Origin of the sequence: Geothrix oryzisoli (assembly GCF_022808865.1) — a bacterium.
In the GTDB taxonomy this organism is placed as follows: Bacteria; Acidobacteriota; Holophagae; order Holophagales; family Holophagaceae; genus Geothrix; species Geothrix oryzisoli.
In genome coordinates, this window is the sequence record NZ_JAKZLB010000005.1 from 218746 (window position 1) to 241325 (window position 22580).

General features: G+C 67.5%; 20 protein-coding genes and 2 tRNA genes. 17 read left to right on the forward strand and 5 right to left on the reverse strand.

Features of this window, described 5'->3' with window-relative positions; genetic code table 11:
• The first annotated feature begins 61 nt into the window (after window positions 1–61).
• Entirely contained in the window at window positions 62–709 is a 648-nt protein-coding gene (locus MLE43_RS14445; protein ID WP_243305280.1) for a methyltransferase family protein, read from the forward strand.
• Window positions 706–1293, forward strand: coding sequence for a HutD/Ves family protein (locus MLE43_RS14450; protein ID WP_243305281.1), 588 nt, complete (start codon window positions 706–708; stop codon window positions 1291–1293). Before MLE43_RS14445 ends, MLE43_RS14450 begins: the two co-directional genes overlap by 4 nt.
• Here MLE43_RS14450 and MLE43_RS14455 read toward each other — a convergent pair.
• On the reverse strand, window positions 1290–2300 hold the full coding sequence (locus tag MLE43_RS14455) for a YncE family protein (protein ID WP_243305283.1): 1011 nt from the start codon (window positions 2298–2300) through the stop codon (window positions 1290–1292). The two genes, MLE43_RS14450 and MLE43_RS14455, sit on opposite strands and share 4 nt — an antisense overlap.
• Window positions 2301–2405: 105 nt before the next feature.
• On the opposite strand from MLE43_RS14455, the gene MLE43_RS14460 reads away from it, so the two are divergent.
• Both MLE43_RS14460 and MLE43_RS14465 read left to right on the forward strand, forming a co-directional pair.
• Complete coding sequence (locus MLE43_RS14460; protein WP_243305285.1) at window positions 2406–3554, forward strand: ABC transporter substrate-binding protein; 1149 nt, start codon at window positions 2406–2408, stop codon at window positions 3552–3554.
• A 41-nt stretch (window positions 3555–3595) separates the two neighbouring features.
• The gene (locus MLE43_RS14465) at window positions 3596–4384 is read left to right on the forward strand and encodes a sulfite exporter TauE/SafE family protein (RefSeq protein WP_243305287.1); all 789 of its coding nucleotides are present in this window, start codon (window positions 3596–3598) and stop codon (window positions 4382–4384) included.
• 17 nt (window positions 4385–4401) lie between these two features.
• On the opposite strand, the gene mobB is transcribed toward MLE43_RS14465, so the two are convergent.
• From mobB to MLE43_RS14480, 3 genes are all read right to left on the reverse strand, one after another.
• The gene (mobB, locus tag MLE43_RS14470; RefSeq protein ID WP_243305290.1) at window positions 4402–4905 is read right to left on the reverse strand and encodes a molybdopterin-guanine dinucleotide biosynthesis protein B; all 504 of its coding nucleotides are present in this window, start codon (window positions 4903–4905) and stop codon (window positions 4402–4404) included.
• An 83-nt stretch (window positions 4906–4988) separates the two neighbouring features.
• Window positions 4989–5079, reverse strand: a tRNA-Ser gene (locus tag MLE43_RS14475).
• Window positions 5080–5155: 76 nt separating this feature from the next.
• Window positions 5156–6604: an aminoacyl-histidine dipeptidase gene (locus tag MLE43_RS14480; protein WP_243305292.1), complete on the reverse strand. Its 1449-nt coding sequence runs from the start codon at window positions 6602–6604 to the stop codon at window positions 5156–5158.
• 518 nt (window positions 6605–7122) lie between these two features.
• On the opposite strand from MLE43_RS14480, the gene MLE43_RS14485 reads away from it, so the two are divergent.
• The 12 genes from MLE43_RS14485 to MLE43_RS14540 all read left to right on the forward strand — a co-directional run bounded on the left by MLE43_RS14485 (window position 7123) and on the right by MLE43_RS14540 (window position 21043).
• Window positions 7123–8244, forward strand: coding sequence for an acyl-CoA dehydrogenase family protein (locus tag MLE43_RS14485; protein WP_243305294.1), 1122 nt, complete (start codon window positions 7123–7125; stop codon window positions 8242–8244).
• Between the two features lie 166 nt (window positions 8245–8410).
• The gene (locus MLE43_RS14490) at window positions 8411–10342 is read left to right on the forward strand and encodes a non-ribosomal peptide synthetase (protein WP_243305297.1); all 1932 of its coding nucleotides are present in this window, start codon (window positions 8411–8413) and stop codon (window positions 10340–10342) included.
• Between the two features lie 97 nt (window positions 10343–10439).
• A complete protein-coding gene (locus tag MLE43_RS14495; RefSeq protein WP_243305299.1) occupies window positions 10440–11114 on the forward strand; it encodes an acetyltransferase in 675 nt (224 codons plus the stop codon).
• Between the two features lie 38 nt (window positions 11115–11152).
• Complete coding sequence (locus tag MLE43_RS14500) at window positions 11153–11848, forward strand: 4'-phosphopantetheinyl transferase family protein (RefSeq protein ID WP_243305302.1); 696 nt, start codon at window positions 11153–11155, stop codon at window positions 11846–11848.
• Window positions 11849–12018: 170 nt separating this feature from the next.
• Complete coding sequence (locus MLE43_RS14505; protein WP_243305306.1) at window positions 12019–12549, forward strand: RDD family protein; 531 nt, start codon at window positions 12019–12021, stop codon at window positions 12547–12549.
• Between the two features lie 339 nt (window positions 12550–12888).
• The gene (locus MLE43_RS14510) at window positions 12889–13575 is read left to right on the forward strand and encodes an RDD family protein (protein ID WP_243305309.1); all 687 of its coding nucleotides are present in this window, start codon (window positions 12889–12891) and stop codon (window positions 13573–13575) included.
• Complete coding sequence (locus MLE43_RS14515) at window positions 13572–14519, forward strand: stage II sporulation protein M (protein ID WP_243305311.1); 948 nt, start codon at window positions 13572–13574, stop codon at window positions 14517–14519. The genes MLE43_RS14510 and MLE43_RS14515 overlap by 4 nt, the downstream gene beginning before the upstream one ends.
• The gene (locus MLE43_RS14520; protein ID WP_243305312.1) at window positions 14516–16069 is read left to right on the forward strand and encodes a DUF4129 domain-containing protein; all 1554 of its coding nucleotides are present in this window, start codon (window positions 14516–14518) and stop codon (window positions 16067–16069) included. Before MLE43_RS14515 ends, MLE43_RS14520 begins: the two co-directional genes overlap by 4 nt.
• Window positions 16066–17229, forward strand: a complete 1164-nt coding sequence (locus tag MLE43_RS14525; protein ID WP_243305314.1) for a DUF4350 domain-containing protein — start codon at window positions 16066–16068, stop codon at window positions 17227–17229. Before MLE43_RS14520 ends, MLE43_RS14525 begins: the two co-directional genes overlap by 4 nt.
• A gap of 31 nt (window positions 17230–17260) precedes the next feature.
• The gene (locus MLE43_RS14530; protein WP_243305317.1) at window positions 17261–18250 is read left to right on the forward strand and encodes an AAA family ATPase; all 990 of its coding nucleotides are present in this window, start codon (window positions 17261–17263) and stop codon (window positions 18248–18250) included.
• Window positions 18247–19566: a DUF58 domain-containing protein gene (locus tag MLE43_RS14535; RefSeq protein WP_243305319.1), complete on the forward strand. Its 1320-nt coding sequence runs from the start codon at window positions 18247–18249 to the stop codon at window positions 19564–19566. Before MLE43_RS14530 ends, MLE43_RS14535 begins: the two co-directional genes overlap by 4 nt.
• 46 nt (window positions 19567–19612) lie before the next feature.
• Entirely contained in the window at window positions 19613–21043 is a 1431-nt protein-coding gene (locus MLE43_RS14540) for a Kelch repeat-containing protein (RefSeq protein ID WP_243305320.1), read from the forward strand.
• A gap of 121 nt (window positions 21044–21164) precedes the next feature.
• Here the strand turns inward: MLE43_RS14540 and MLE43_RS14545 are convergent.
• Window positions 21165–21254 (reverse strand) — tRNA-Ser (locus MLE43_RS14545).
• Between the two features lie 54 nt (window positions 21255–21308).
• Here MLE43_RS14545 and MLE43_RS14550 point away from each other — a divergent pair.
• Entirely contained in the window at window positions 21309–22391 is a 1083-nt protein-coding gene (locus MLE43_RS14550; RefSeq protein WP_243305322.1) for a DUF2891 domain-containing protein, read from the forward strand.
• Window positions 22392–22580 lie beyond the last annotated feature (189 nt).

The following is a 22580-nucleotide window of genomic DNA, read 5'->3' on the forward strand; positions in this document are numbered from 1 at the left end:
GATAACCCGCCTGCCGCTTCCGCCGGTGGCCCCGGGAGACAGGGGCGCCCACAATCGTCCCATGGGTGCCGACACCGCCAACCTGATGCTGCTTTCCTTCGCGTGGATCGCCTACGCGGCCCTGCATTCCGGCCTGGCCTCCCTGGGATTAAAGCGTGCCGTGGCCGCCCACCTCCCGCGCCTGGTGCCGGCCTATCGGCTGGTCTACAACCTGGTCGCCAGCCTGGCGCTCCTGCCGATCTTCGGGCTGGTGGTCGACCGGCCGGGGGTATGGCTGTGGCGCTGGAAGGGCCCCGGAGCCTGGGTGATGAACGGGCTGGCCCTCGTGGCGGCCGGGATCCTGGTCGCCTGGCCCGCCGGCTACGATCTGGGGGAATTCCTGGGCTGGCGGCAGCTCCGGACCCGCCGGGGCATGGCCGAGGACCTGGAGCCGTTCCGGATCTCGACCCTGCACCGCTTCGTGCGGCATCCCTGGTACAGCCTGTTCCTGGTGATCCTCTGGACCCGCGACATGAACGCAGCGCGGCTTGTGTCGGCCGGATGGATCACCGTCTACTTCATCGTCGGATCGTGGCTGGAGGAGCGGAAGCTCCTGGCCCGCTTCGGTGTCGCCTACCGGGACTACATGGACCGGGTTCCCGGCCTGCTCCCCCGGCCCTGGAGGACCCTGAGCCGGGCGGAGGCCCAGAGGCTGGAGGGCAGGCGATGACATGGCAGCACATCACACCCGAGGAGGGCCGGCGGATGCCCTGGAAGAACGGCGGAGGCACGACGCTGGAGCTGGCCGTGGAGCCGCCCGGAGCTTCGCTGGAGTCGGGCTTCCGCTGGCGTCTGAGCTCCGCGGAAGTGGGGGTATCCGGGCCCTTCTCCCCGTTTCCGGGCCTGGAGCGGTGGCTGCTCCTGCTGGAGGGCGAGGGCTTCGACCTCGACTTCGGCCCCCGGGGCCGGGTGCGGCTCACCGAACCGCTGGCTCCCGTCCGTTTCTCCGGCGACTGGCCGGCCACGGCCACGCTGGTGGGCGGGCCCTGCACGGACTTCAACCTGATGGTGGATCCCCGGTGCTGCCACGCGCGGGTGGAGTCCTTCCGCCTGGCCTCACCCCGCACCCTGTCCCGGCCGGCGGATTCGGCCCTGCTCGTCTTCGTGGCCGGGGGCACCGTCCATGTTCCGGAGGCGGACCTGCACCTGGGCCGGCGCCACCTGCTGCGGGTGGAGGATGGCCCAGACCGTCTTCAGCTGATCCCGGGGTATGGCGGGGCGGCGCTGGTGGTCGTTGAACTCAGGAAGATCTAGCGTCCCACCACCAGGATCTGGAAGCTGCCGGGCGCCATGGCGGGCCGGGGCCTCGGCGTCTCCGCCGTCGGGGCCGGGGCGGGCGTGAACTCGGCGGTGGGGAGGTAGATCCGATGGGTCTTCTCGTCCAAGGCCAGGGTGCGCGCCCCACGCTTGGTGGGGACCTGCTCCAGGACGCTGTACCGGTCCGGGCTCTCCTGGCGGATGACGGTGAGGGTGCCTTCCCCATTGGAACTGAAGGCCAAGCCCAGCTCGGGATCGTAGGCGGCGGCATCGGCGCCGGCCCCGATGGCGGGCATGGCCACGATCTTCCCGGTGCCCGTGTCCAGCACCGCCATGAGCTTGTTGCCCCCGACGATGAAGAGCCGGTGGTGCTTCCGGTCGATGGCCATGCCCGTGGGATCCTGGAGGGGGGCCAGGGGCCAGCGCTGGTCCACGGTGAGCTTCTTCGCATCGATCACGGCCACTTCCGCCGAATCTTCCAGGTTCACGAACACATGTCCCTGGCCGTCCGTGGCGGCGAACTCCGGCTTGTGGCCGAAGGGGATGGTCCCCACGGCATTCCCCGTGGCGGCGTCGAAGACCGTGGCGTTCCTCCCCCGGCCATTGAAGCTGAACACCCGGCTGGTGGCGGGATCGAAGAGGATGGCGTCCGGGCCTTCGCCGGTGGCCTTGACCTGGCCGAGAACCTCCAGGGTCGCCAGCCGGAAGATGGTGATGGTGTGGCTCCGGCCGTTGCTCGTGAAACCACGGTCCAGGCCCGGGGCCAGCGCGACGCCGTGGACGCCGTCCGTGCCTTTGATCTCCCCGATGGGCTTGCCGTCCAGGTCCAGGACCAGCACCCGGTCGGACCTGGGCACGTAGAGGCGCCGGGCCGAGCTGTCGAGGGCCACATAGTCCCACCCGCCCGATCCCCCGATGGGGAGGGTCTTCATGACGCGCAGGCCCGCCGCGGGAGGCGCGGCTACGAGGCCGAGGGGAAGAATCGATGCCAGGAGCAACCGCATGGCCGACCTCGGGGAAAGACCGCGAGCCTACCACGCGCCGGGAGATCCCGTCATGCTAGGCTCCCGTCCAGCATCCCATTCCAATCCCAAATCCAAGGAGCCAGCATGAAGCTGAGAATCCTCGTCCCCCTGATGGCCCTCGGTCTTGTCCTCCAGGCGCAGACCCCCGTGAAGATCGGGGTCATCAACTGCGCCACGGGCACCCAGGCGCCCATCGGCGAGTACATGAGCAATGGCTACAAGCTGGCCCTGGAGGATCTCCAGAAGAAGGGCATCAAGGTCGAGCTGGTCACCGAAGACGATACGGGCAAGCCCCAGGTGTCCATGTCGGCCATGGAGAAGCTGGTGACCCGCGACCGCGTGGCCGCGGTGGTAGGGCCCTACAGCTCCGCCTGCGCCAACGCCGTGTCCAAGCTGGCCGAGAAATACAAGGTGCCGCTGCTGGTGCCCGTGGCGTCGAAGGAAGACATCACCCGCCAGAACCAGAAGTACGTCTTCCGCCTCAGCGCCACCACCGAGGACTATGCGTCCATCCTCATCTCCATGGCCCAGAAGCTGGGCAAGCCCAAGACCATGGCGATCCTGAACGAGAACACGGACTTCGGCACCTCCGGGGCGAAGTCGGCCAAGGCCTACGCCGCCCAGGTGGGCATCCAGGTGGTGATGGAGGAGGCCTATGCGGCGGGCTCGCCCGACTACCGCTCCACCCTCGCGAAGGTCAAGGCCACCAAGCCTGACCTCGTCTTCATGGTGTCCTACGTGGCCGATGGCATCCTGCTCATGCGCCAGGCCCGCGAAGTGGGTCTTCAGCCCCAGGCCTTCCTGGGTGCGGGCGCGGGCTTCGCGTCCTCCGAGTTCGCCCGGGAACAGGCCATCTCCAACAACGTGTTCTCCAGCACGCAGTGGACCACCGATGTGAACTGGCCGGGCGCCAAGGACTTCGGGAAGCGCTACAAGGCCAAGTTCGGCAAGGCCGAGGTGCCCTATCACGCCGCCAACGCCTATGCCTCGATGATGGTGATGGCGGAGGCCGCGGCCAAGGTGGGCGGCGACCGCGAGAAACTCCGCGCGGAGCTGCGTGGCGGCCACTGGAACGGCATCATGGGCGACGTCCGGTTCATCGACTACAGCGGCTACACGAACCAGAACCACCACCAGATGCTGGTGGAGCAGATCCAGAACGGCAAGCATGAAACCGTGTGGCCGCCTGAGTACGGTTCGAAGAAACCGATCTACCCCTTCAAGTGGAAGTAGCTGTCTTCTGATCGGCCCGCGAGCCTGTCATCTTGGATGGCATGCACATCGGACACGTATTCACTGTCATGGCAGCGGCCTTCATCGCCGGGGCCATCAATTCCATCGCGGGGGGCGGCACGCTGGTGTCGTTCCCCGCCTTGCTCGGCATCGGCCTCACGGGTCAGCAGGCCAACGTCACCAGCACCATCGCCCTGTGGCCCGGCTCCATTGGCGGTTTCTGGGGCCACCGCGAGGATCTCATCGGCATCCGGGAATTCGCCCTGCGCCTGATGCCCCCCTCGCTCATCGGCGGGGCCCTGGGGGCCTGGCTCATGCTGGTCACGCCCCAGAAGGTCTTTGATCAGCTGGTGCCCTGGCTCATCCTGGCGGCCACCATCCTCCTGGCGGCCAACGATCCCGTCAACAAGGTGCTGAAGAAGATGGGCAGCCATGACCGCACACCGGGGTGGTGGATCGGCGCCATGATCTTCCAGTTCATCGTGGGCATCTACGGTGGCTACTTCGGTGCGGGCATCGGCATCCTCATGCTCGCGGCCCTGAGCCTGCTGGGCCTCACGGACATCCACCAGATGAACGGCCTCAAGAACCTGCTGGCCCTCTGCATCAACGGCATCGCCATCTTCGCGTTCCTGGGTATGGAGTTCCTGCGCCATCCCGGCAACGTGCAGTGGGTTCTCGTCGGTGTCATGGCCGTCGCGGCCGGGCTGGGGGGCCTCTTCGGTTCCCACATGGCCCACCGCGTCGGCCGCAAGACCGTGCGCGTCGGCGTCGTCAGCATCGGCTTCATCCTGTCAGCCTGGTACTTCTACAAGCACTACGGGGCCTGAGACCTGAGCCGGGGCCCTCAGGCCTTGCTCAGGCCGGTGTGGACGAGGATGAAGTCGGCGACGGCCCGGGGATCGTTCAGGTCGAGCACGGGGATCTTCAGCCCGGACAACGGGCGGTCGCTGGCCACGGCCACGATCCCTGGATCCTCGGGGCAGAGCAGGGGCTTGCCTTCTGATTCCCGGTGGATCTCCAACTTGGGGTGCGGGTGGGTCTTGAAGCCCTCGATGAGGAGCAGGTCCACGGGCGTCATGCGCTCGATCAGGGATTCGATGCTGGGTTCCGGTTCCTCCCTGGATTCATGCATCAGCACCCAGCGTGAGGAGGTCACCACCAGGACTTCCGAGGCGCCCGCCTCCCGGTGCCGGAAGGAGTCCTTCCCGGGCTTGTCCACATCGAAGCGGTGGTGCGCGTGCTTCATGGTCGAGACCTTCAGCCCCGCCGCTCGGAGCAGCGGCAGCACCTCCACCACCAGGCTGGTCTTCCCACTGCCGCTCCACCCGACGATGCCCATGACCTTCATGGCGCAGCCCTCCTCATCAGTGACTTCGAATCCCCCGGGTTCTCCGTGCTAGACAAGTGCGCCCCGCTTCGCGGGGCGCTTTCTGGCGGAGAGTGGGGGATTCGAACCCCCGGTAAGCTTTTGGCCTACACACACTTTCCAGGCGTGCTCCTTAAACCACTCGGACAACTCTCCAGGGCTTCCACGCAAAGGCGGAAGCAACAAGGCTATCACGGCCCCGGGCCTGAGCCAAGGGCCATGAATGGCGGGGTTAGACGGTCTCCAGGACGGCGATCAGGAGCTTCCAGAAGTTGCCCACGGAAGGCACGCTGACGTGCTCGTCGGGGGTGTGGACATCCCACATGCTGGGGCCGAAGGAGACCATCTCCATCTGCGTGTATTTCTCGCCGATGAGGCCGCACTCCAGGCCGGCATGGATGGCCATGATCTCGAGCGGCTTGCCGAAGACCTTCTGGTTGGTCTCGTTGACGATGCGGACCAGCGAGGCCTTGGGCTCGGGCTTCCAGCCGGGGTACCCGCCGGTGACGTGGGACTCGAATCCGCCCAGGGCGCAGGTGGCTGCGATGCGCTCGGACAGGGCGGTCTTCGAGGCGTTGATGGAACTGCGGGTGAGGAGGTTCACTTCCACCTCGTCCTCGCGGGTCTCGATCACGCCCAGGTTCGTGGAGGTCTGCACCAGCCCGGGGATGTCCGGACTCATGGCCTCGACACCGTGGGGCAGGGCCAGCAGCAGGCGGATCAGGGCGTCCGCCTCGGCGCCGGACATGACCTGGGTGCCTTCCCCGGCTTCGAGGGCCAGGTGCAGGCCTGGATCGAAGGCGCCGAGGGCCGCGCGCCAGTGGGCCTCATGCTCGGCCAGGGCCGTCTTGAAGGCCTGCTCCTTCGCGGGATCCAGGAGGATCTGGGCCGAGGCCTCGCGGGGGATGGCGTTGCGCTTGTTGCCGCCCTTGATGCCGGCGAGGGCGAAGCTGAAGGCTGGCTTCAGGGCGTCCAGGATCTGGGCGAGGATGCGGATGGCGTTGCCGCGGCCGGCGTGGATGTCGATGCCGGAGTGGCCGCCCTTGAGGCCGAACACCTTCAGGCGGTAGGCGTGGCTGCCGGCCGGGGCGGCGACCCGGGTGAGCCTGCGGGTGACGATGGTGTCCTCGCCGCCGGCACAGCCGATGGTGAGGTAGCCCTCCTCCTCGCTGTCGAGGTTGAGGAGATACTTGGCCTTGAGGCGGCCGGGCTGGAGGCCGTTGGCGCCGGTCAGGCCGGTCTCCTCGTCGATGGTGATGAGCACCTCGATGGGGCCGTGGGCAATGTCCTTGCTGGCCAGCACCGCGAGGGCGGCGGCCACTCCGATGCCATTGTCGGCGCCCAGGGTGGTGCCCGTGGCACGGAGGAGATCACCTTCTCTCCGGACCTTGATGGGATCCTTGGTGAAGTCGTGGCCGGTGCCCTCGTTCTGCTCGCAGACCATGTCCACATGGGCCTGGAGGCAGGTCGTCGGCCGGCCTTCCTTCCCGGGCGTGGCCTTCTTCCGGATGATCACGTTCCCGACCTCGTCGCGCTCCACCTCGCAGCCCAGGGCCTTGGCCTGATCAGCCACCCAGGCTGCCGCCGCGGCCTCGTTCTTGGACCCGCGGGGGATCTTCGACAACTCCAGGAAGTAGGACCAGAAAGTCTTCGGTTCAAGGGCTTCAAGCAGCGCGTCCACAAAACCTCCCTATGCCCGGCCGGTCGGCCGGGACGGTTACGACCACTGTAATGGTCACCCGGCAGGCCCGGGCGTGACGAGGGTCACGGGTGGGGGAACGCCGCTCGGTTCCCGGCCCAGGGCTCCTGGAGATGGGACTGCCGCCGGGAAGGTTCCACCTGCCTCCGGCCCGGACCCGACCTGGGGTTCAGCCGGACGGAGCGGCCCAGCACGGGATCTGCCCAGCGGCCGGATCCAACAGTTGTGATATCGAATGCCGAAAGGGCCGCCACCAATTGTTATGCAATGTATATGTCATTCTTGGAAAATCATGTTAGCGTGCCCTCATCCGAAGGTTTTTTTTGAGTTGCCGATCCATGGGCCAGGAGGAAGGATGAACTTCGAGGGAACGGCCTCTGGGCACCAGAAGGAGAGGATCCGATGGCGCCTCTCCGCCGGTGGTGCGTCCGCGGAGCATCTGGATCCGGTGATCGTTCTTTTCCCCTTGAGCGCGGTGCGCAATCTTGCATGTTCTTACCATGGATGAAGAACTGAAGCTTTTCCGACCGGCGATCGCAAGGGTTGTTGAACGGGAGTTCGTTCCACACCAGCCCCGCTGGCGGGCGCAGCACCGCCCCGACGCCGACGCCTGGCTGAAAGCAGGGCAGGCCGGGATGCTGCTCGTGGACCTGCCAGCGGAATTCGGCGGCGGCGGCGGCAGCTTCGTTCACGAGGCGATCGTCGTGGAAGAACTGGCCAAGGCGGGAGTGAACTTCGCCTCCTACGTGCATGACGGTGTCGCCCACTACATCCATGCCTATGGAAGGGAGGAGCAGAAGCGTGACCTTCTCCCCCGCATGGCGGCCGGCGAGCTGGTGGGAGCCGTCGCGCTGACGGAGCCCTCGGCGGGGTCGGACCTCCAGGGCATCCGGATGACGGCCAAGCGCGTCGGTGACGACTACATCATTAATGGTTCAAAAACATTCGTTACCAACGGATCGCTCATGGGTCTCGTCTGCCTGGCCGTCCGGACCGACCCGGCCGCGCCTCCGATCAGGGGGATCTCCCTCCTCCTGGTCGAAACGGAGGGGCTCGCGGGCTTTGCGCGAGGGCAGCCGCTGGAGAAGGTGGGAATGCACGGACAGGACACCTGCGAAGTGTTTTTCGACGAGGTCCGCGTCCCGGCTTCCTGCCTGCTTGGGAACAAGGAGGGACAGGGGTTTGCTCAGATCATGGAGCGCATGATCTACGAGCGGCTCGCCATCGGTGTCATCGCCGTGGCGACGATGGAGACCGCTGTTCGTCTCACGTCCACCTACGTCAAGGAGCGGATGGCCTATGGGGCGCCGCTCCTGGAGCTGCAGAACACCCGCATGAAGCTGGCGGAGTGTGCGACGAAGGCCCGTGTCGGACGGGTCTTCCTCGATGAGTGCGTGGACCGGTTCGTGGCGGGGCAGCTGGATTCGGTCGCGGCGGCGCAGGTGAAGTACTGGCTGACCGACTGTGAATGTGAAGTCGTGGATGAATGCGTCCAGCTCCATGGGGGCTATGGCTACATGACGGAGTACGAGATCGCGCGCATGTGGGCCGATAGCCGGGTCCACCGGATCTTCGCCGGGGCCAACGAAGTGCTGAAGGAGGTGATCGCATGGTCCCTCTGACTTCGGGCCGGGGCCCCCGGACCGGCGGTTGCGCTGGTCGCCCCATCGCCGCCGGCCCGGGCGACGGGCTAGGGTGCGGGGGCGGTCCTCCAGGTTCCAATCAACGCGGTAAGCGTCCAGCGGGAAAGGGCACGGCTGCATGAAGAACGACCAGACACCAGGGGCCATGACGCCAACCGCCGGCCTGAGGCCTGACCACCCCACGCGCCTGCTCGTTGAATCGTTCAACGATTCGGCGAGCCCGTATCCGTCCGACAAGACCATCGTCGACCTGTTCGAGCAGCAGGTGCTGGGGATGCCCGATGCCGAGGCGATCCGCTGCGAGGCCCGTTCGCTCACCTATGCCGAACTCAATGAGCGGGCCAACCAGGTGGCCTGGCACCTGCTCTCCCTCGGCACCCGGCCTGAGCACCTCATCGCCCTCAGGATGGACCGCTCCATCGAGGTGGTCTGTGCCATCCTGGGCATTCTCAAGGCAGGCGCGGCGTATGTGCCCATCGATCCCTCGAATCCGATCAAGCGGGTCGAATACATCCTCCAGCAGATCAGGGACGCGAATCAGGGGGCCACGCCGCTTCTGGTCGCGGGGAGGGGCCAGGCTGAGGGCCTCCCGCCCAGGGCCGCGCAGGTCGTGACGATCCACCCGGATCTGGCCGGATTGGAGCGCTTCGACCAGGCCAATCCGGAGCGGCTGACGGCGCCCGGCAAGCTGGCCTATGTGATCTACACCTCGGGTTCCACGGGCGAACCCAAGGGGGTCATGATCGAGCACCGGAGCCTGGTCAACTACATCTGGTGGGCGAAGCGGTCCTATGTTTCCGGCGAGGGGCTGGCTTGGCCCTTGTTCTCCTCGCTCGCCTTCGATCTCACCGTCACGACCCTGTTCACGCCTCTTGTCTCCGGTGGGCGCATCGTCGTCTACCATGACGACACCTGGTCGCACGGGACGCTGCTGCTCAAGGTGATTGAGGACCAAGCCGTGAACGTCATGAAGCTGACTCCGGCGCACCTCGCGATGATCAAGGACATGGAGCTCCGTTCCATGGACCTCCAGGTGCTGATTGTCGGCGGGGAGGACCTCAAGACGGACCTGGCCCGCGCCATCACCCGGCAGGCTGGTGCGCCGATCCGCATCTACAACGAGTACGGGCCCACCGAGGCCACCGTCGGCTGCATGATCCATCGCTTCGACCTGGATCACGATCAGACCCTGTCGGTCCCGATCGGCGTCCCGGCGGCGAACATGAACGTCTTCGTCCTTGATGAGGAGTTCAAGGCGGTGCCGCCGGGGGTCATCGGCCAGATGTTCCTGGCGGGGGATGGGCTCGCCCGCGGTTATCTGAACCGGCCCGACCTGACGCAGCAGCGGTTCATCACGATCCCGGATCCAAGGCATCCCCGGGACGGCCGATCCGATGGCTCCGCCGAGCCGAAGCGGCTGCGGGTGTATCAGACGGGAGACCTCGCCCGCTGGACCGAGGATGGCCGCCTGATCTTCCTCGGTCGTTCGGATCACCAGGTGAAGATCGGCGGAGCCCGGATCGAGCTGGGGGAAATCGAGGCGCGGCTGCAGCAGCATCCGGACATCCACGACTGCGTGGTCACGGTCGTCCAGCCCTCCGGCGCGCCTTCGGGAACGGATGACGCCACGGTCAACCGGCTTGCGGCGTACTACGTGGGCGAGCAGACACTCGCGGCGCAGGACCTCCGGAACCATGTGGCGAGTGCGTTGCCCGAGTACATGATTCCCTCGTACTTCATCCGCCTGCCCAAGCTGCCGTTGACGGTCAACGGCAAGTTCGATCGCGCGGCGCTGCCTGTCCCGGACTCCGACCGGCCGGATGTCTCCGCGACCTATGCGGAGCAGCGGAGCGGAACCGAGGAGCAGGTCACGGACATCTGGAAGGAGGCCCTGAAATTGTCCAAAGTGGGCATCCACGATGACTTTTTCGAACTCGGGGGCAAGTCCTTGCCGGCCATCCGGATCCTCATGCAGATCAAGCGGACCTTCGGGGTCGAGGTCCCGGTGTCCTCCTTTTTCGCCAACCCCACCATCGCCCAGCTGGCTGAGCTGATCGACCGGCAGCGTGGGCAGTAGGGGCGATGGTGCGCCACCTCGGCTGGGCCCCGACGGCGCGTGAAGCCGAGCACCTGAGCCTGCCGCCCACCCATCCACACCGTCACGAGGGGACCCTATGAGCAAGGTCGTCATTTTCGGAAGCGGGGGCTGGGCGCAGTACCTCCACTACTGCCTGACGCATGATTCCGGGCATGAGGTCGTCGGCTTCACGGTCGATGCCGAATACCTCAAGGAGAAGACGCTGCTCGGGCTTCCGGTGGTGGCGTTCGAGGAGGTCGGGACGGTCTTCCCTCCCCCGGAGTACCAGATGCTCGTGGCCTTGAGCTACCAGAAGCTGAACAAGCTCAGGGAGGCCAAATTCAACCGCGCCAAGAGCCTGGGATATGAGCTCATTTCCTACGTCAGCTCGGCAGCCCATGTCGTGCCGGACCTGGCCCTGGGTGAAAACTGTCTCGTCCTGGAAAACAGCGTGGTCCAGCCGTTCGCCAAGATCGGTCATGACGTGACCATCTGCTCCTCCGCGGTCATCGGCCACCACACGATCATCCAGGATCACGCCTTCATCTCGCCAGGGGCGGTCGTCCTGGGCGTGGTGACCATCGGGAGCCACTGTCTCATCGGGGCGAATGCGACGATCGTCCAGGGTGTCACCCTCGAGAAGGACTGCCTGATCGGCATGGGCGCGTCCTTGGACCAGAACGCAAAGGCCGGCAGCGTCTACATCACCCCTCCTGCCGAGCTGATGCCTCACTCGAGCGAGGAGCTGCTCCCCTTTCTGACCTGGTCCTGAAGGTGCCACCATCACCCGGGAGCGCTGACCGGCGGTCCTTGCAGCGCGGGGAAGTGCAGATCTGGTACACGCTGCTGCCCGACCTCCATCCGCACCTTGCGTCGCTCTCCGAATGCCTCTCCCCTTCCGAGCGTCTCCGCGCGGCTCGCTTCTCCCAGGAGAAGGACCGCCTGGATTTCATCCTGTCGCACGGCTTCCTGAGGACCATCCTCGGGGGGCAGCTCGGCGCCCCTGGGTCCGCCGTTTCCTGGTCAGTCGGCCCATTCGGGAAGCCTCATCTCGCCGAGGCGGGCCATGCTGGGGCCGAGCTGGCGTTCAGCCTGTCCCGCACCAGCGGGGCGGCGGTCTGCGCCATGGGCCGCTCGATACCCGTCGGGATCGACGTCGAACGCATAGGACCGCTGCCGGATTTCCAGGAACTCGCGGCCTCGGTGCTCACCCCCCGGGAACGGGGGGCCCTGGCCTCCCTGCCCGTGAGCCAGCGCGAACGGGCTTTCCAGCGCTCATGGGTCTGCAAGGAGGCCATCCTGAAACTGGAAGGGGTCGGCCTCGGGGTCCATCCCGGGGCCCTTGACGCCGGGCCGGGCTGCTGGGTTGCCGAGCCCTTCAGCCTCCTGTGGGAAGGGCAACGGCTTTTCCTCAGGACGTTCGAGTTTGCGGAGCAGTACGTGGCTGCCCTGGCCACGCGCTCAGAGCCGAGTGCGGTCCAGTTCTTGCGCTTTGAAGGCCCTTGACCCCTCCTGACCTCTCCCGGGAGCCAGGAATCATCCGCCCGTGACATCCGGGGCTCGCTGCTGGAACTCACCCGGAGACAGGGGAGAAATCTGGCGTCCCCGGAATTCTGCGGGGGATGGCCTCGCGGGTTTCTAGCTAGACTGGGGCATTCCTACCCAGTGAGACCCCCATGTCTGAATACAATCCGTACGAGGCTCCCTCTGCCGTTGTCGCAGATCTGGTCGACCCGGAAGCGGTGGAGTTGGCCGACCGGGGCGTGCGGCTCGGCGCCAAGCTTCTGGACGGCCTGATGGTCGGCGGAGGGCTCGCAATCATCGGGGTCCTGGCCGCGATCTTCATCCCCACCCTGCTCTCGCAGCGGAAAGGGGGGGCGTTTCCCACGGTGTTCTTCGTGGTCTTCGGGCTGGTGGGGGGAGGTCTGCTCCTCGCCTTGATGATCTGGAACCTCGTCTGGCTTCACCGCTACGGCCAGACCATCGCCAAGCGCCTACTCAAGATCCGGATCGTCCGGAGCAATGGCGAGCCCGTGGGCATGGGCCGGCTCGTGGGTCTGCGGATCCTCCTCATGTGGGTGCTCGAGTCGATCCCCCTCCTGGGGCCCCTGTTCTCGCTGGTCAACGCCTGCTTCATCTTCAGGGATGACCGGCGGTGCATCCACGACCTGATGGCCGACACCATCGTGGTCAAGGTGAATGCCTAGGGCCTGTTTTCAAAGTGGGGTGTGGCCGCGCAAGGGGCGCCGCCCAAGTGAGACAAGGAAAGCGACGATGACGATAGCGGCACGATCGACGAGGAGCTTGACGCAGGATCGCGCCGGGCGCCGCCCCTTGCCGGTTCCGCCCTCTGCCCGGCGTTTCGCCGGGCAGGAGCAGGCCCCAAGCGGGGCCTGCGATAGGGAGAGGGGGACGGGTCCAGCCGCGCGCCCAGGTGCGTCACCGCGCTTGAACGATGGCCCGCATCGCCCTGCGCACGCTTCCTTCCCGGATCACGCGGCTGGACCCGTCGCGGCTCGCATCCACTTTGAAAACAGACCCTAGCCTTGCAGCCCATCGACACGGTCCGGACCATCGAGACACCTGAAGGCGTCGAACTGCACCTTCGCCCCGCGGGCCCCGTGGTCCGCCTCTGGGCCTTTTTCGTCGACCAGGTCGTGGTCTGGATGGGGTTGATCCTCTTCGGCATCGGCCTCGCCTACCTGGGACCGCTGGGGCTGGGCCTGTGGTTCATCCTGTTCTTCCTCGCCCAGTGGCTCTATCCCGTCTTTTTCGAGGTGCTGGGGGGCGGCCGGACCCTGGGGAAGCGCTGGCTCAACCTGCGGGTGCTCATGACGGACGGCCGGCCCGTCGGCTGGAGCCCGAGCCTCATCCGGAACCTGCTCCGCGTCGTGGACGGCCTGCCCGGGGCCTACACGGTCGGCCTGGTGAGCACTCTCCTGACGCGGGACTTCCAGCGCATCGGGGACATCGTGGCCGGCACCCTCGTGGTGCATGAAGAGGCCGGGGTCCAGGCCCCGGTGCTGCCCCTGGCCGAGCCCGTGGCGCCCACCCTTGCGTTGACGCTCGAGGAGCAGTCCGCGATCCTCGCGTTTGCGGAGCGGAGTCCGCGGTTCACGGCCGCCCGGAGCGAGGAGCTCGCGGATGTGCTGAGCCCCCTCAGTGGGGCCCGGGGGGCCGGCGGGCTCAAGGTCGTGCTGGGGATGGCCCGCTACCTGTGGGGTGGCCGATGAGGCAGCAGCTGTTCGAGCAGCAGCACCGGCAGGCCTGGGAAGACCTCCAGGGGTGGCTGGAGGAACGGCCCACCCTGAACCCCGAGGACGTGCCGCCCGCCTACCGGCAGCTGTGCCACCACCTGGCCGTGGCGCGGGAGCGGCACTACAGCCCGGCCCTCGTCGAGCGCCTCCAGCAGCTCGCCCTCCGCCTTCACCAGAGGATCTACGGGGAGCGGGGCGAGGGGCTGCTCGGCGCGCTCCGCTTCCTGTGGCAGGACCTTCCCCGGCAGGTGCGGGGGGAATGGCGGCTGGTGGCCGTGTCGGGTCTCCTGTTCTTCGGGACCTGGATCGGGGCCTTCCTGCTCGTGCGGGCGGACCCGAACCTCGTGCACCTGATGTTGAGTCCGGAGGAGGCCGCCCGATACGTCCAGATGTATGACCCGAAAACCCCGGTGGCCGGTGCCATGGGAGCGACCCGGGACGTCATGATGTTCGGCTGGTACATCCTCAACAACGTCGGCATCGACTTCCAGATCTTCGCGTCCGGCCTGCTGGCGGGGATCGGGCCGCTCTTCTTCCTGCCCTTCAATGGCCTGCACGGGGGCGCGGTGATGGCCCACCTCACCAACCAGGGCCTGACCGCGACGTTCTACGGTTTCATCAGCGGCCACAGCTCCTTCGAGCTGATCGGCGGCGTGCTCAGCGGGGCCGGGGGCCTGCGGATGGGCCTTTCCCTGATGCATCCCGGACGGCGCTCCCGGGTCGCGGCCCTGCGGGAAGGCGCCCGGAAAGGGGCCCGGCTGCTCTTCGGGGCGGTCGTGCTCACCTTCGTCGCCGCCTGCTTTGAAGGCTTCTGGTCCGGGAACGCCCTCGTGCCCTGGAAGGCGAAAGTCGCGGTGGGGCTCGCCTTCTGGACGCTTCTGGCCCTGTGGCTGCTCCTGGCCGGGCGGAGGGGCCGATGAAGCCCGGGACCATGGGCTTCGTCCCCCGGGCCCGGACCGCGATGGAGGCCGTGGACCTGGGCCTGGGCCTCCTGCAGGCCCACTGGCGGCCGGTCGCCGGGGTATGGGGTCTCCAGGTGCTCTTCCTCCTGGGCCTGTTCCTGCCCTTCCTTTTCCGGACCCCCCTGTGGTGTCTGCTGGGCTACTGGTGGCTGAAGCCCTGGCTGGACCGGGGCGTGCTGTTCGTGCTCAGCCGCGCCGTCTTCGGGCAATCAGCCTCCGTGTGGGACTTCCTGCGGGAATGGAGGGCCGTGCATCGGCGGGGCCTCGCGGCGGGCCTGCTCTGGAGGCGCCTGTCCCCCCTGCGGAGCTATGTCCTGCCCATCTTCCAGCTCGAGGGACTCCACGGCGCCGGCTACCGCCAGCGCGCACGGGTGCTCACGCGGCAGAGCGCCGGGGCTGGGTTCCTCCTCACCTGTTCGGGCTGGCTGTTCACCCTCATGACGCTCGTGGGCTTCCTCGCCCTGCTCCAGGGCATGATGCCGCCGGGCAGCCGCGTGGAGCTGTGGAGCGGCTTCGACACCATGACCCTGGGCTTCCAGTGGTTCCTCACGGCCGTGGGGATCCTGGCGCTCACGCTCACAGAGCCCCTCTTCGTGGCGGGTGGGTTCGGCCTCTACCTCAATCGCCGCACCCACCTGGAGGGCTGGGACCTGGAGCTGGCCTTCCGTCGGCTGGCGGCCCGGCTCTCCCTGGTGGTCCTGCTCCTGCTGGGTGCCCGCTCGCTCGGTGCCCAGGAGCCCCCGCCCGCCCCGGACGGTGAGCCGGTCGTGCAGGCCGAAGGGGCGCCGCCGACCCCCAAGCACCCGGCCGAAGGCCCCCTCCGACCCCAGGAGGAAGCGCATCAACGGGCCCAGCGGATCCTGAAGGAGGACCCCGCCTTCCGGCACACCGAGGAGATCCGGGTCCTGAGCTACGAGCCCACCGGCCGGGAGCCCCACTGGCTGCGCAGCTTCCTGGACTTCTTCTTCGCGAAGAAGGAACCGGCCAAACCCTCCGGATCCCGGAACCTGGACTTCCTGAAGGGACTCTGGGACCTCATCGCCCTGGTGGGCAAGGTCATGCTGGTGGGAGGCCTCCTCGCCTTCGTGCTGTGGCTGATCTACCGCTTCCGGCACCGTCTCGGCCTGCCCGTCGCCCGAGAGCCGGACTGGGAGGCCCCCGCAGCCGTGGCGGGCCTGGACATCCGTCCCGAGAGCCTGCCGCCCGATGTGCCGGCGGCCGCCCGGCACCTGTTCGTGCGTGGGGAACCCCGCGCGGCCCTGGCCCTGCTCTACCGGGCCGCCCTGGCCGAGCTCGTCCACCGCAAGGGGATGGAGATCCCGGCCAGCGCCACCGAGGGCGATTGCCTGCGGGCCGCCGGGGACCACCTGGACCCGGGGCCCGCGGCCATCTTCAAGACCCTGACCCTCACCTGGCAGCGCCTCGCCTACAAGGATGACCTTCCGACGAGGGAGGCCTTCGAGGGCCTGTGCGAGGCCTGGCCCGCGGCGTTCGGAGGCCGGTCATGAATCCGGCCCGCCGCTTCCTGATCGGACTGCTGGCCGCGGTCGTGGTGGCGGGGGCGTTCCTGGCCTGGATGAGCCGCCACTCGTTCCGCCGAGTGCCCAGGAGCATCGAGGTGGGGCTCAAGGGAGAGGCGGTCGAGAACGACTCCCTCCTGCTGCAGAAGTGGCTGGAGGCCGAAGGACGGAAGGTGACCCGGAAGGGCGGGGAGCTGCTGGCCGGGGAGTTGCCCGAGGGAGGGGTGGTCATCCTCCTGCGCCTCAGCCGGCCCCTGACCCCTGCCGAAGTCGAGACACTGCTGGCCTGGGTCCGCCGCGGCGGGCACCTGCTGACGGATGGGACGCCGGCGCCGTTCAACGACGACCGTGGCCTGGCGGCGCTGCACAAGGCTCTGGGCGTCACGCTCAAGAACATCCGCCCGGAGGAGATCGAGTTCCTGACTCCGAAACAACGCGAGGGCACGGACACCTTCGAGGAGGGTGAGGTGCCCTACCGCATCCGGCGGTCCTCCCGCTGGCGTCTTGTGCCAGAGCATGCCGGATCGTGGGGCTTCTCCATGGGCTACAAGGGCCTGGAGGTGCTGCTCACGCGGGAAGAGGGGAAGGGCCGGATCACGCTCACCCCCGATCTGAGCTTCGTCTACCGCCGCACCCTCGCCGAGCTCGACCATGCGGCCTATCTGCACCGCCTCCTCTCGCTCCAGGCCGGGGAGGGGCCGGTGGTGGTCTGGTCCCGACCCACGGAACTCTCTTTGTTCCTCTGGCTGTGGAATCACGCCAAGGCGCCAGGGCTGGCGTTGCTGGCCCTCCTGGGCGCCTGGGTCTGGAAGGGCTGGCCCCGCTTCGGACCCATGCTGCCGGAGCCGCTGGCTCGGCGGCGTTCCCTGCTCGAGCACCTGACCGCCAGCGCCCGCCTGATGTGGTGGGGCGGGGCGGAGGTCCACCTGGTCGCCAGGACCCGGACCGCCCTCGAGCGGCGGGCCCAACGCCTGAATCCCGCCTTCGGATCACTGGCTCCCGGAGCGAAGGCCGAATGGCTGGCCCAGGCCACGGGTGGCACCGCCGACGCCATCCATGCCGCCCTGGATGACCGCCCGGGCCGCAGTTCCCAGCAGCTCGCCCAGGATCTGATCACCCTCGAGCGCCTCCGCCAGCGCTTGAGCTGACCCCCTCCCGTTTCAACCCCCAGGAACCCCCATGACGAACCTGCCCACCCCCTCCGATCCCTCCCGCATCCAGTGGGCCGCTGAACAGGCCGAGGCCCTCCGGACGGAGATCCACCGTGCCCTGGTCGGCCAGGAAGCCGTGGTCGGCCAGGTGCTCGCCGCCTTCCTGGCCGGCGGACACGTGCTCCTCGAAGGGGTGCCCGGTCTGGGGAAGACCCTCCTGGTGCGCGCCCTGGCCACCACCTTCCAGGGCGCTTTCGCACGCATCCAGTTCACCCCCGACCTCATGCCCAGTGATGTCATGGGGCATGCGGTGTGGGACATGAAGAGCGAACAGTTCCACCTCCGCAAGGGGCCCGTGTTCACCAACCTCCTCCTGGCCGATGAGGTGAACCGCGCTCCCGCCAAGACCCAGGCCGCCCTGCTGGAGGTGATGCAGGAGCAGCAGGTGAGCCTGGAGGGCCGCACGCTGCCGGTGGAAGCCCCTTTCATGGTGCTCGCCACCCAGAATCCGATTGAACAGGAGGGGACCTACCCGCTGCCCGAGGCCCAGCTGGATCGGTTCCTCCTCAAGGTGCAGATGGGGTATCCGGACGCTTCCGAGGAGGCGGCCATGGTCCGCCAGGTCACCACCGACACGATCGGCGATGCCCTGCGGGTGGAGGGCGTGCGTCCCCTCATGGCGGCTCCCGAGGTGCTGGAGCTCCAGCGTCTGGCCGCTTCCGTCCGGGTGGACGATGCGGTCCTCGACTACGCCGTGCGGGTCGTCCGTGCCACCCGCCAGTGGCCCGGCATCGCCATCGGGGCCGGGCCCAGGGGCGCCATCGCCCTCGTCCGGGTGGTCCGGGCCCACGCCCTGCTCGAGGGGCGTGACTTCGCCACGCCGGACGACGTGAAGTCCCTGGCTCTGCCCGCCCTCCGCCACCGCCTGCAGCGCAGCCCCGAAACGGAGATCGAAGGCCTCGGCTCCGACGATCTCCTCCAGGCCATCCTGGCCAAGGTGCCGGCTCCCCGCGCATGATCCCGACCCTCCGCCTGCTCCGCCTGCTGGGCGCCTGGACCCTCCTCGGTCTGGCCGCCTCGATCTGGGCGCGGCTCCTGCCCTGGTGGCAGGCCTCCGGTTGGAGCCTGCTCCTCGCGCTGGCCGTCGACCTCGTGCTGGCCCTCTGGCCCAAGGGCCTGATGGGGGAACGGGAGGTCCCCGGCAGTCTGGCCCTTGGCGAATGGCGGGAGGTGCGTGTGCGGCTGCACAATCCCTCGGCCTTCCCGCTGCGGGTCGAGCTCTTCGATCACCACCCGCCGGATTTTGACAGCCGGGGCCTGCCTTCCCGCCACGTGCTGCCGGCCCGGGGGTTCCTCGAGCAGCCCTACCAGGTCCGGCCCACGGCCCGCGGCCATCGGTCCTTCGGCGCCATCCAGGTGCGCCTGACCACCCGGCTGGGCCTCTGGGCCCGCTCGCTCCGGCTGCCCGCCCCGTTCCCCGTGAAGGTGTTCCCGAATTTCGCCGCCGTGGCCCGCTATGCCCTCCTCGCCACCGATCAGCGGCTCTCCATGCTCGGGATCCTCAAGCGCCCCCGGCGCGGTGAAGGCCTGGACTTCCATCAGCTGCGGGAATACCGGCAGGGCGACACCCTGCGGCAGGTGGACTGGAAGGCCAGTGCCCGCAGCCGGAAGCTCATCAGCCGCGAGTACCAGGATGAGCGGGACCAGCAGGTCGTGTTCCTTCTGGATTGCGGGCGCCGCATGAAGCCCGTGGACGACCTGGAGGGCGCCGAGCTGGGGCACTTCGACCAGGCGCTCAATGCTCTGTTCCTGCTGAGTTATGTGGCTCTCAAGCAGGGCGATGCGGTGGGCGTGGCCACCTTCGCGGAGGACCGGCCGCGCACGGTGGCGCCCCACAAGAGCCTGGCGACGCTCGAGCGCCTGTTCCAGGAACTCTTCGACGTGCAGCCCACGACCCACGCTCCGGACTATCTCGCCGCTGCCGAGCTGTTCCTGAGGCAATTCCGGAAGCGGAGCCTCGTCGTCGTCCTCACCAACCTCCGCGACGAGGAGGACGCCACCCTCCTGCCGGCCCTGCGGCTCCTCCGTGGCCGCCACCTGGTACTGCTCGCCAACCTGCGGGAAGGGATCATCGACGGCCTCCTGGCCCGGCCCGCCCTCGATTTCGAAACCGCCCTCGAGCACGCGACCGCCCACGACTACCTGGCCCGGCGCGGAGCCCTCTTCCAGCAGGTCCTCCACGGGGGCGCCAGCGTACTGGACGTCAATCCCGCCAAGCTGCCCACGGCGCTGGTGAACCGCTACCTGGAACTCAAGGCCAGCGGCGTGTTCTGAATAGGCTATAACTGGGTAATCTGTCTGATGTCGAGAGGCCAAATCCATGAAAGACCAAAAGACGCCGCTCCTCTGGGTGGTTGTGGGCGCGATCGCGTTGCTGAACGCCTGTTCGGCCTCCGTCACCTACACCAAGGCCGTCAACGACCCTCCGCCCTCCGGACCGGCGACCACCATCACCTTGACTCCAAAATCGGGTCGGGTCGCCCCTGGGGCTGGCTTCTCCTTCGCGGCCATCGTCCAGAATGCCCCGGACGCGAATTCAAGCTATCGCCTGACCGTGGATGAAGGGCTGCCCGGAGGCACCTTCGATTCCTATACCGGCCAGTACCTGGCGCCCTGGGTGCCCGGTACCTACCACATCACGGCTACCAGCTCCGCGGTTCCCAGTCTCACGGACCATGGCACCGTGACGGTGATGGCGAGCGGCAGCCTGATCGGCCCCAGCAAGGTGACCCTTCCGGCCAACCGTGCCGGACATACGGCCACGCTGCTTCAAGATGGCCGGATCCTGATCGCCGGTGGCTCAGTGCCTGGTTATGCGTCGTATTTCAACAGCACTCTCTTCTATGACCCCGCGGCCAATGGTGGGTTCGGTTCCATCACGCCAGGCCCCACCATGACCCAGACCCGCTACAGGGCGGCCTCGGTCCGTCTGAAGGATGGCCGCGTCCTCATCTGCGGAGGCGGGGACTTTGCGACGGGGGCCACCGCCGAGATCTTCGATCCGGTCACGGGTCTATGCACGCCCACCGCCGGGAACATGCACTTCCCGAGGTCGGGGCACGAAGCGCTGCTCCTCGACAGTGGACTGGTCCTGATTGTGGATGGCTACCGGACGGAGTGGCTCGAGTACTTCGACCCGGCCCAGGGGAAGTTCTTCTACGGACCGATGATGCCCAGCGCGCGGGCGAGCATGGCCGTGACGAAGCTCAAGAACGGAGACGTGCTCCTTGCGGGCGGCTATGACGGACATTTCCCGATCCTGTCGGAGACCCTGATCTTTTCTGCTTCGAATTGGACGATCAGCCCCGGGCCAGTCTTAACGGCTGGACGAGAAGTCGGCCAGGCCACCCTGCTTCCGGATGGGCGGGTCCTCATCAGCGGAGGCTATCTCGGCACCGATTTCCAGGTTGAAACCACCGCCACGGAGATCGGGACTCCCGATGCCTCTGGAAGAATCCAGAGCTTCGCCGCAGGCCCCAATCTCGATTACGGCCGGGGCCCGTATGCCGTGTTCACGCCCCTGGCTGACGGAACCTTCCTCGTCACGGGGGGTGGCACGAACGAGTACGGGGCGAGAAGCGAGACGGCCATCTTCAACCCCGCCACGACCACGTTCTCCGCGGGTCCCAGGTTTGCGCTGCCGCGGTGCCTGCACAGCGCCACGGTGATGCCCAACGGACGCGTCATCGTGATCGGTGGATATGGCAGCGGCTACTGGATGGCCAACACCATCGAGGTCTACTACCCCTGAGAAGGGCGCCGCGTCCGGATCCGGCCCGGCGGGACAGAGATCGATTCGGCATGGCCCGGAGTATGGGGGGGCGACAGACGAAAAAATAAGCCCCTGTTCATCAGGGGCTTAAGGCGTGTTCTGGCGGAGAGAGAGGGATTCGAACCCCCGAACAGGTTTCCCCGTCTCCGCATTTCGAGTGCGGTGCCATCAACCACTCGGCCATCTCTCCGGGACGCCCATTCTAGCAAACTGCCCGCTAGAATCCAGCATCCGGGAGGCGGTGATGGCTGCAGGGGCTTGGATGCTGGGGCTGGTGCTGACGGGAGCCGCCCTGACGGCTCAGGAGGCCGACCTGTCGTTGCCCGATGCGGCGGCGGACCGCTTCGCAGCCCTGGCCTTGAAGTGCGCGCGCCAGGAATACCCCAACAAGCTGGACCATGTGATGAATGGCGCCGAGGAGGTGAAGTCGCCGAAGGCGCTGCACCCGGCTTTCTACGGCTGCTTCGACTGGCACTCCTCCGTCCACGGGCACTGGATGCTGGTGCGCCTGTTGCGCACGCACCCGGGCATGGCCAGGGCCGGGGAGATCCGCGCGGTGCTGGACGAGAACCTGGCGCCCGACCGCATCGCCGCTGAGGTGGCCTACTTCGGCCAGCCGGGGCGCCGGAGTTTCGAGCGCACCTACGGCTGGGCCTGGCTGCTCAAGCTGGCCGCGGAGCTGAAGACCTGGGAGGCCCCCGAGGCCCGGCGCTGGTCCGCGGCCCTGCAGCCGCTGGCCGACCGGGTCTCCGCGGCCTTCCTGGACTTCCTGCCGAAGCAGACCTACCCGATCCGCACCGGGGTGCATCCCAACTCGGCCTTCAGCCTGGACCTGGCCCTCGACTATGCCCGGACGGCGAAGGACGCCCGCCTGGAGGCCGTGGTCCTGGATCGGGCCCGCACCTGGTTCGGAAAGGACCGCAGCGGCCCCCTGGCCTGGGAGCCCGGCGGCGAGGACTTCCTCTCGCCCTGCCTGGAGGAAGCCGCCCTCATGGCCCGGGTCCTGCCCCGGGACCACTTCAGGCGGTGGCTGGACGGCTTCCTGCCGGGCCTGCCCGGCACGCTGGCTCCTGCGACCGTCTCGGATCGCACGGATCCCAAGATCGTCCACCTGGATGGTCTGAACCTGAGCCGGGCGAGGGCCCTGTACGATCTGGCCCGGACCTTCGGGCCGAAGGATCCCCGACGGGAAAGGCTCGTGCGAAGCGCCGACCGCCACGCCCGGGCCTCACTTCCGCACCTGGCGACCGGGAGCTACGAGGGGGAACATTGGCTGGCCACCTTTGCCGTACGCATGCTCGAAGCCAGAGGCACCACTATCAGATAGATATCCAGGGTATGAAAGGCAACTCTTTGGTCGTCTACCACTTGGGTTTCTGAAAAATACCAATCAGGCCCTTGACTCTCAGACTCCCTCGCACCACCATCGGCAGGCATTGCCTGACATTGAGATGCAAGGTTAACGCCCGCGTGGAAACTGCCGGGGTTCGGCGACGCCGATCCCCGGCGGGATTCC

Coding starts and splice junctions, on each gene's coding strand:
- MLE43_RS14535 (WP_243305319.1), top strand. CDS start 18,247: ATGATCCCGACCCTCCGCCTGCTCCGCCTGCTGGGCGCCTGGACCCTC.
- MLE43_RS14540 (WP_243305320.1), top strand. CDS start 19,613: ATGAAAGACCAAAAGACGCCGCTCCTCTGGGTGGTTGTGGGCGCGATC.
- MLE43_RS14505 (WP_243305306.1), top strand. CDS start 12,019: ATGTCTGAATACAATCCGTACGAGGCTCCCTCTGCCGTTGTCGCAGAT.
- MLE43_RS14495 (WP_243305299.1), top strand. CDS start 10,440: ATGAGCAAGGTCGTCATTTTCGGAAGCGGGGGCTGGGCGCAGTACCTC.
- MLE43_RS14550 (WP_243305322.1), top strand. CDS start 21,309: ATGGCTGCAGGGGCTTGGATGCTGGGGCTGGTGCTGACGGGAGCCGCC.
- MLE43_RS14465 (WP_243305287.1), top strand. CDS start 3,596: ATGCACATCGGACACGTATTCACTGTCATGGCAGCGGCCTTCATCGCC.
- MLE43_RS14460 (WP_243305285.1), top strand. CDS start 2,406: ATGAAGCTGAGAATCCTCGTCCCCCTGATGGCCCTCGGTCTTGTCCTC.
- MLE43_RS14485 (WP_243305294.1), top strand. CDS start 7,123: ATGGATGAAGAACTGAAGCTTTTCCGACCGGCGATCGCAAGGGTTGTT.
- MLE43_RS14520 (WP_243305312.1), top strand. CDS start 14,516: ATGAAGCCCGGGACCATGGGCTTCGTCCCCCGGGCCCGGACCGCGATG.
- MLE43_RS14450 (WP_243305281.1), top strand. CDS start 706: ATGACATGGCAGCACATCACACCCGAGGAGGGCCGGCGGATGCCCTGG.
- MLE43_RS14530 (WP_243305317.1), top strand. CDS start 17,261: ATGACGAACCTGCCCACCCCCTCCGATCCCTCCCGCATCCAGTGGGCC.
- MLE43_RS14490 (WP_243305297.1), top strand. CDS start 8,411: ATGACGCCAACCGCCGGCCTGAGGCCTGACCACCCCACGCGCCTGCTC.
- mobB (WP_243305290.1), bottom strand. CDS start 4,905: ATGAAGGTCATGGGCATCGTCGGGTGGAGCGGCAGTGGGAAGACCAGC.
- MLE43_RS14525 (WP_243305314.1), top strand. CDS start 16,066: ATGAATCCGGCCCGCCGCTTCCTGATCGGACTGCTGGCCGCGGTCGTG.
- MLE43_RS14515 (WP_243305311.1), top strand. CDS start 13,572: ATGAGGCAGCAGCTGTTCGAGCAGCAGCACCGGCAGGCCTGGGAAGAC.
- MLE43_RS14455 (WP_243305283.1), bottom strand. CDS start 2,300: ATGCGGTTGCTCCTGGCATCGATTCTTCCCCTCGGCCTCGTAGCCGCG.
- MLE43_RS14445 (WP_243305280.1), top strand. CDS start 62: ATGGGTGCCGACACCGCCAACCTGATGCTGCTTTCCTTCGCGTGGATC.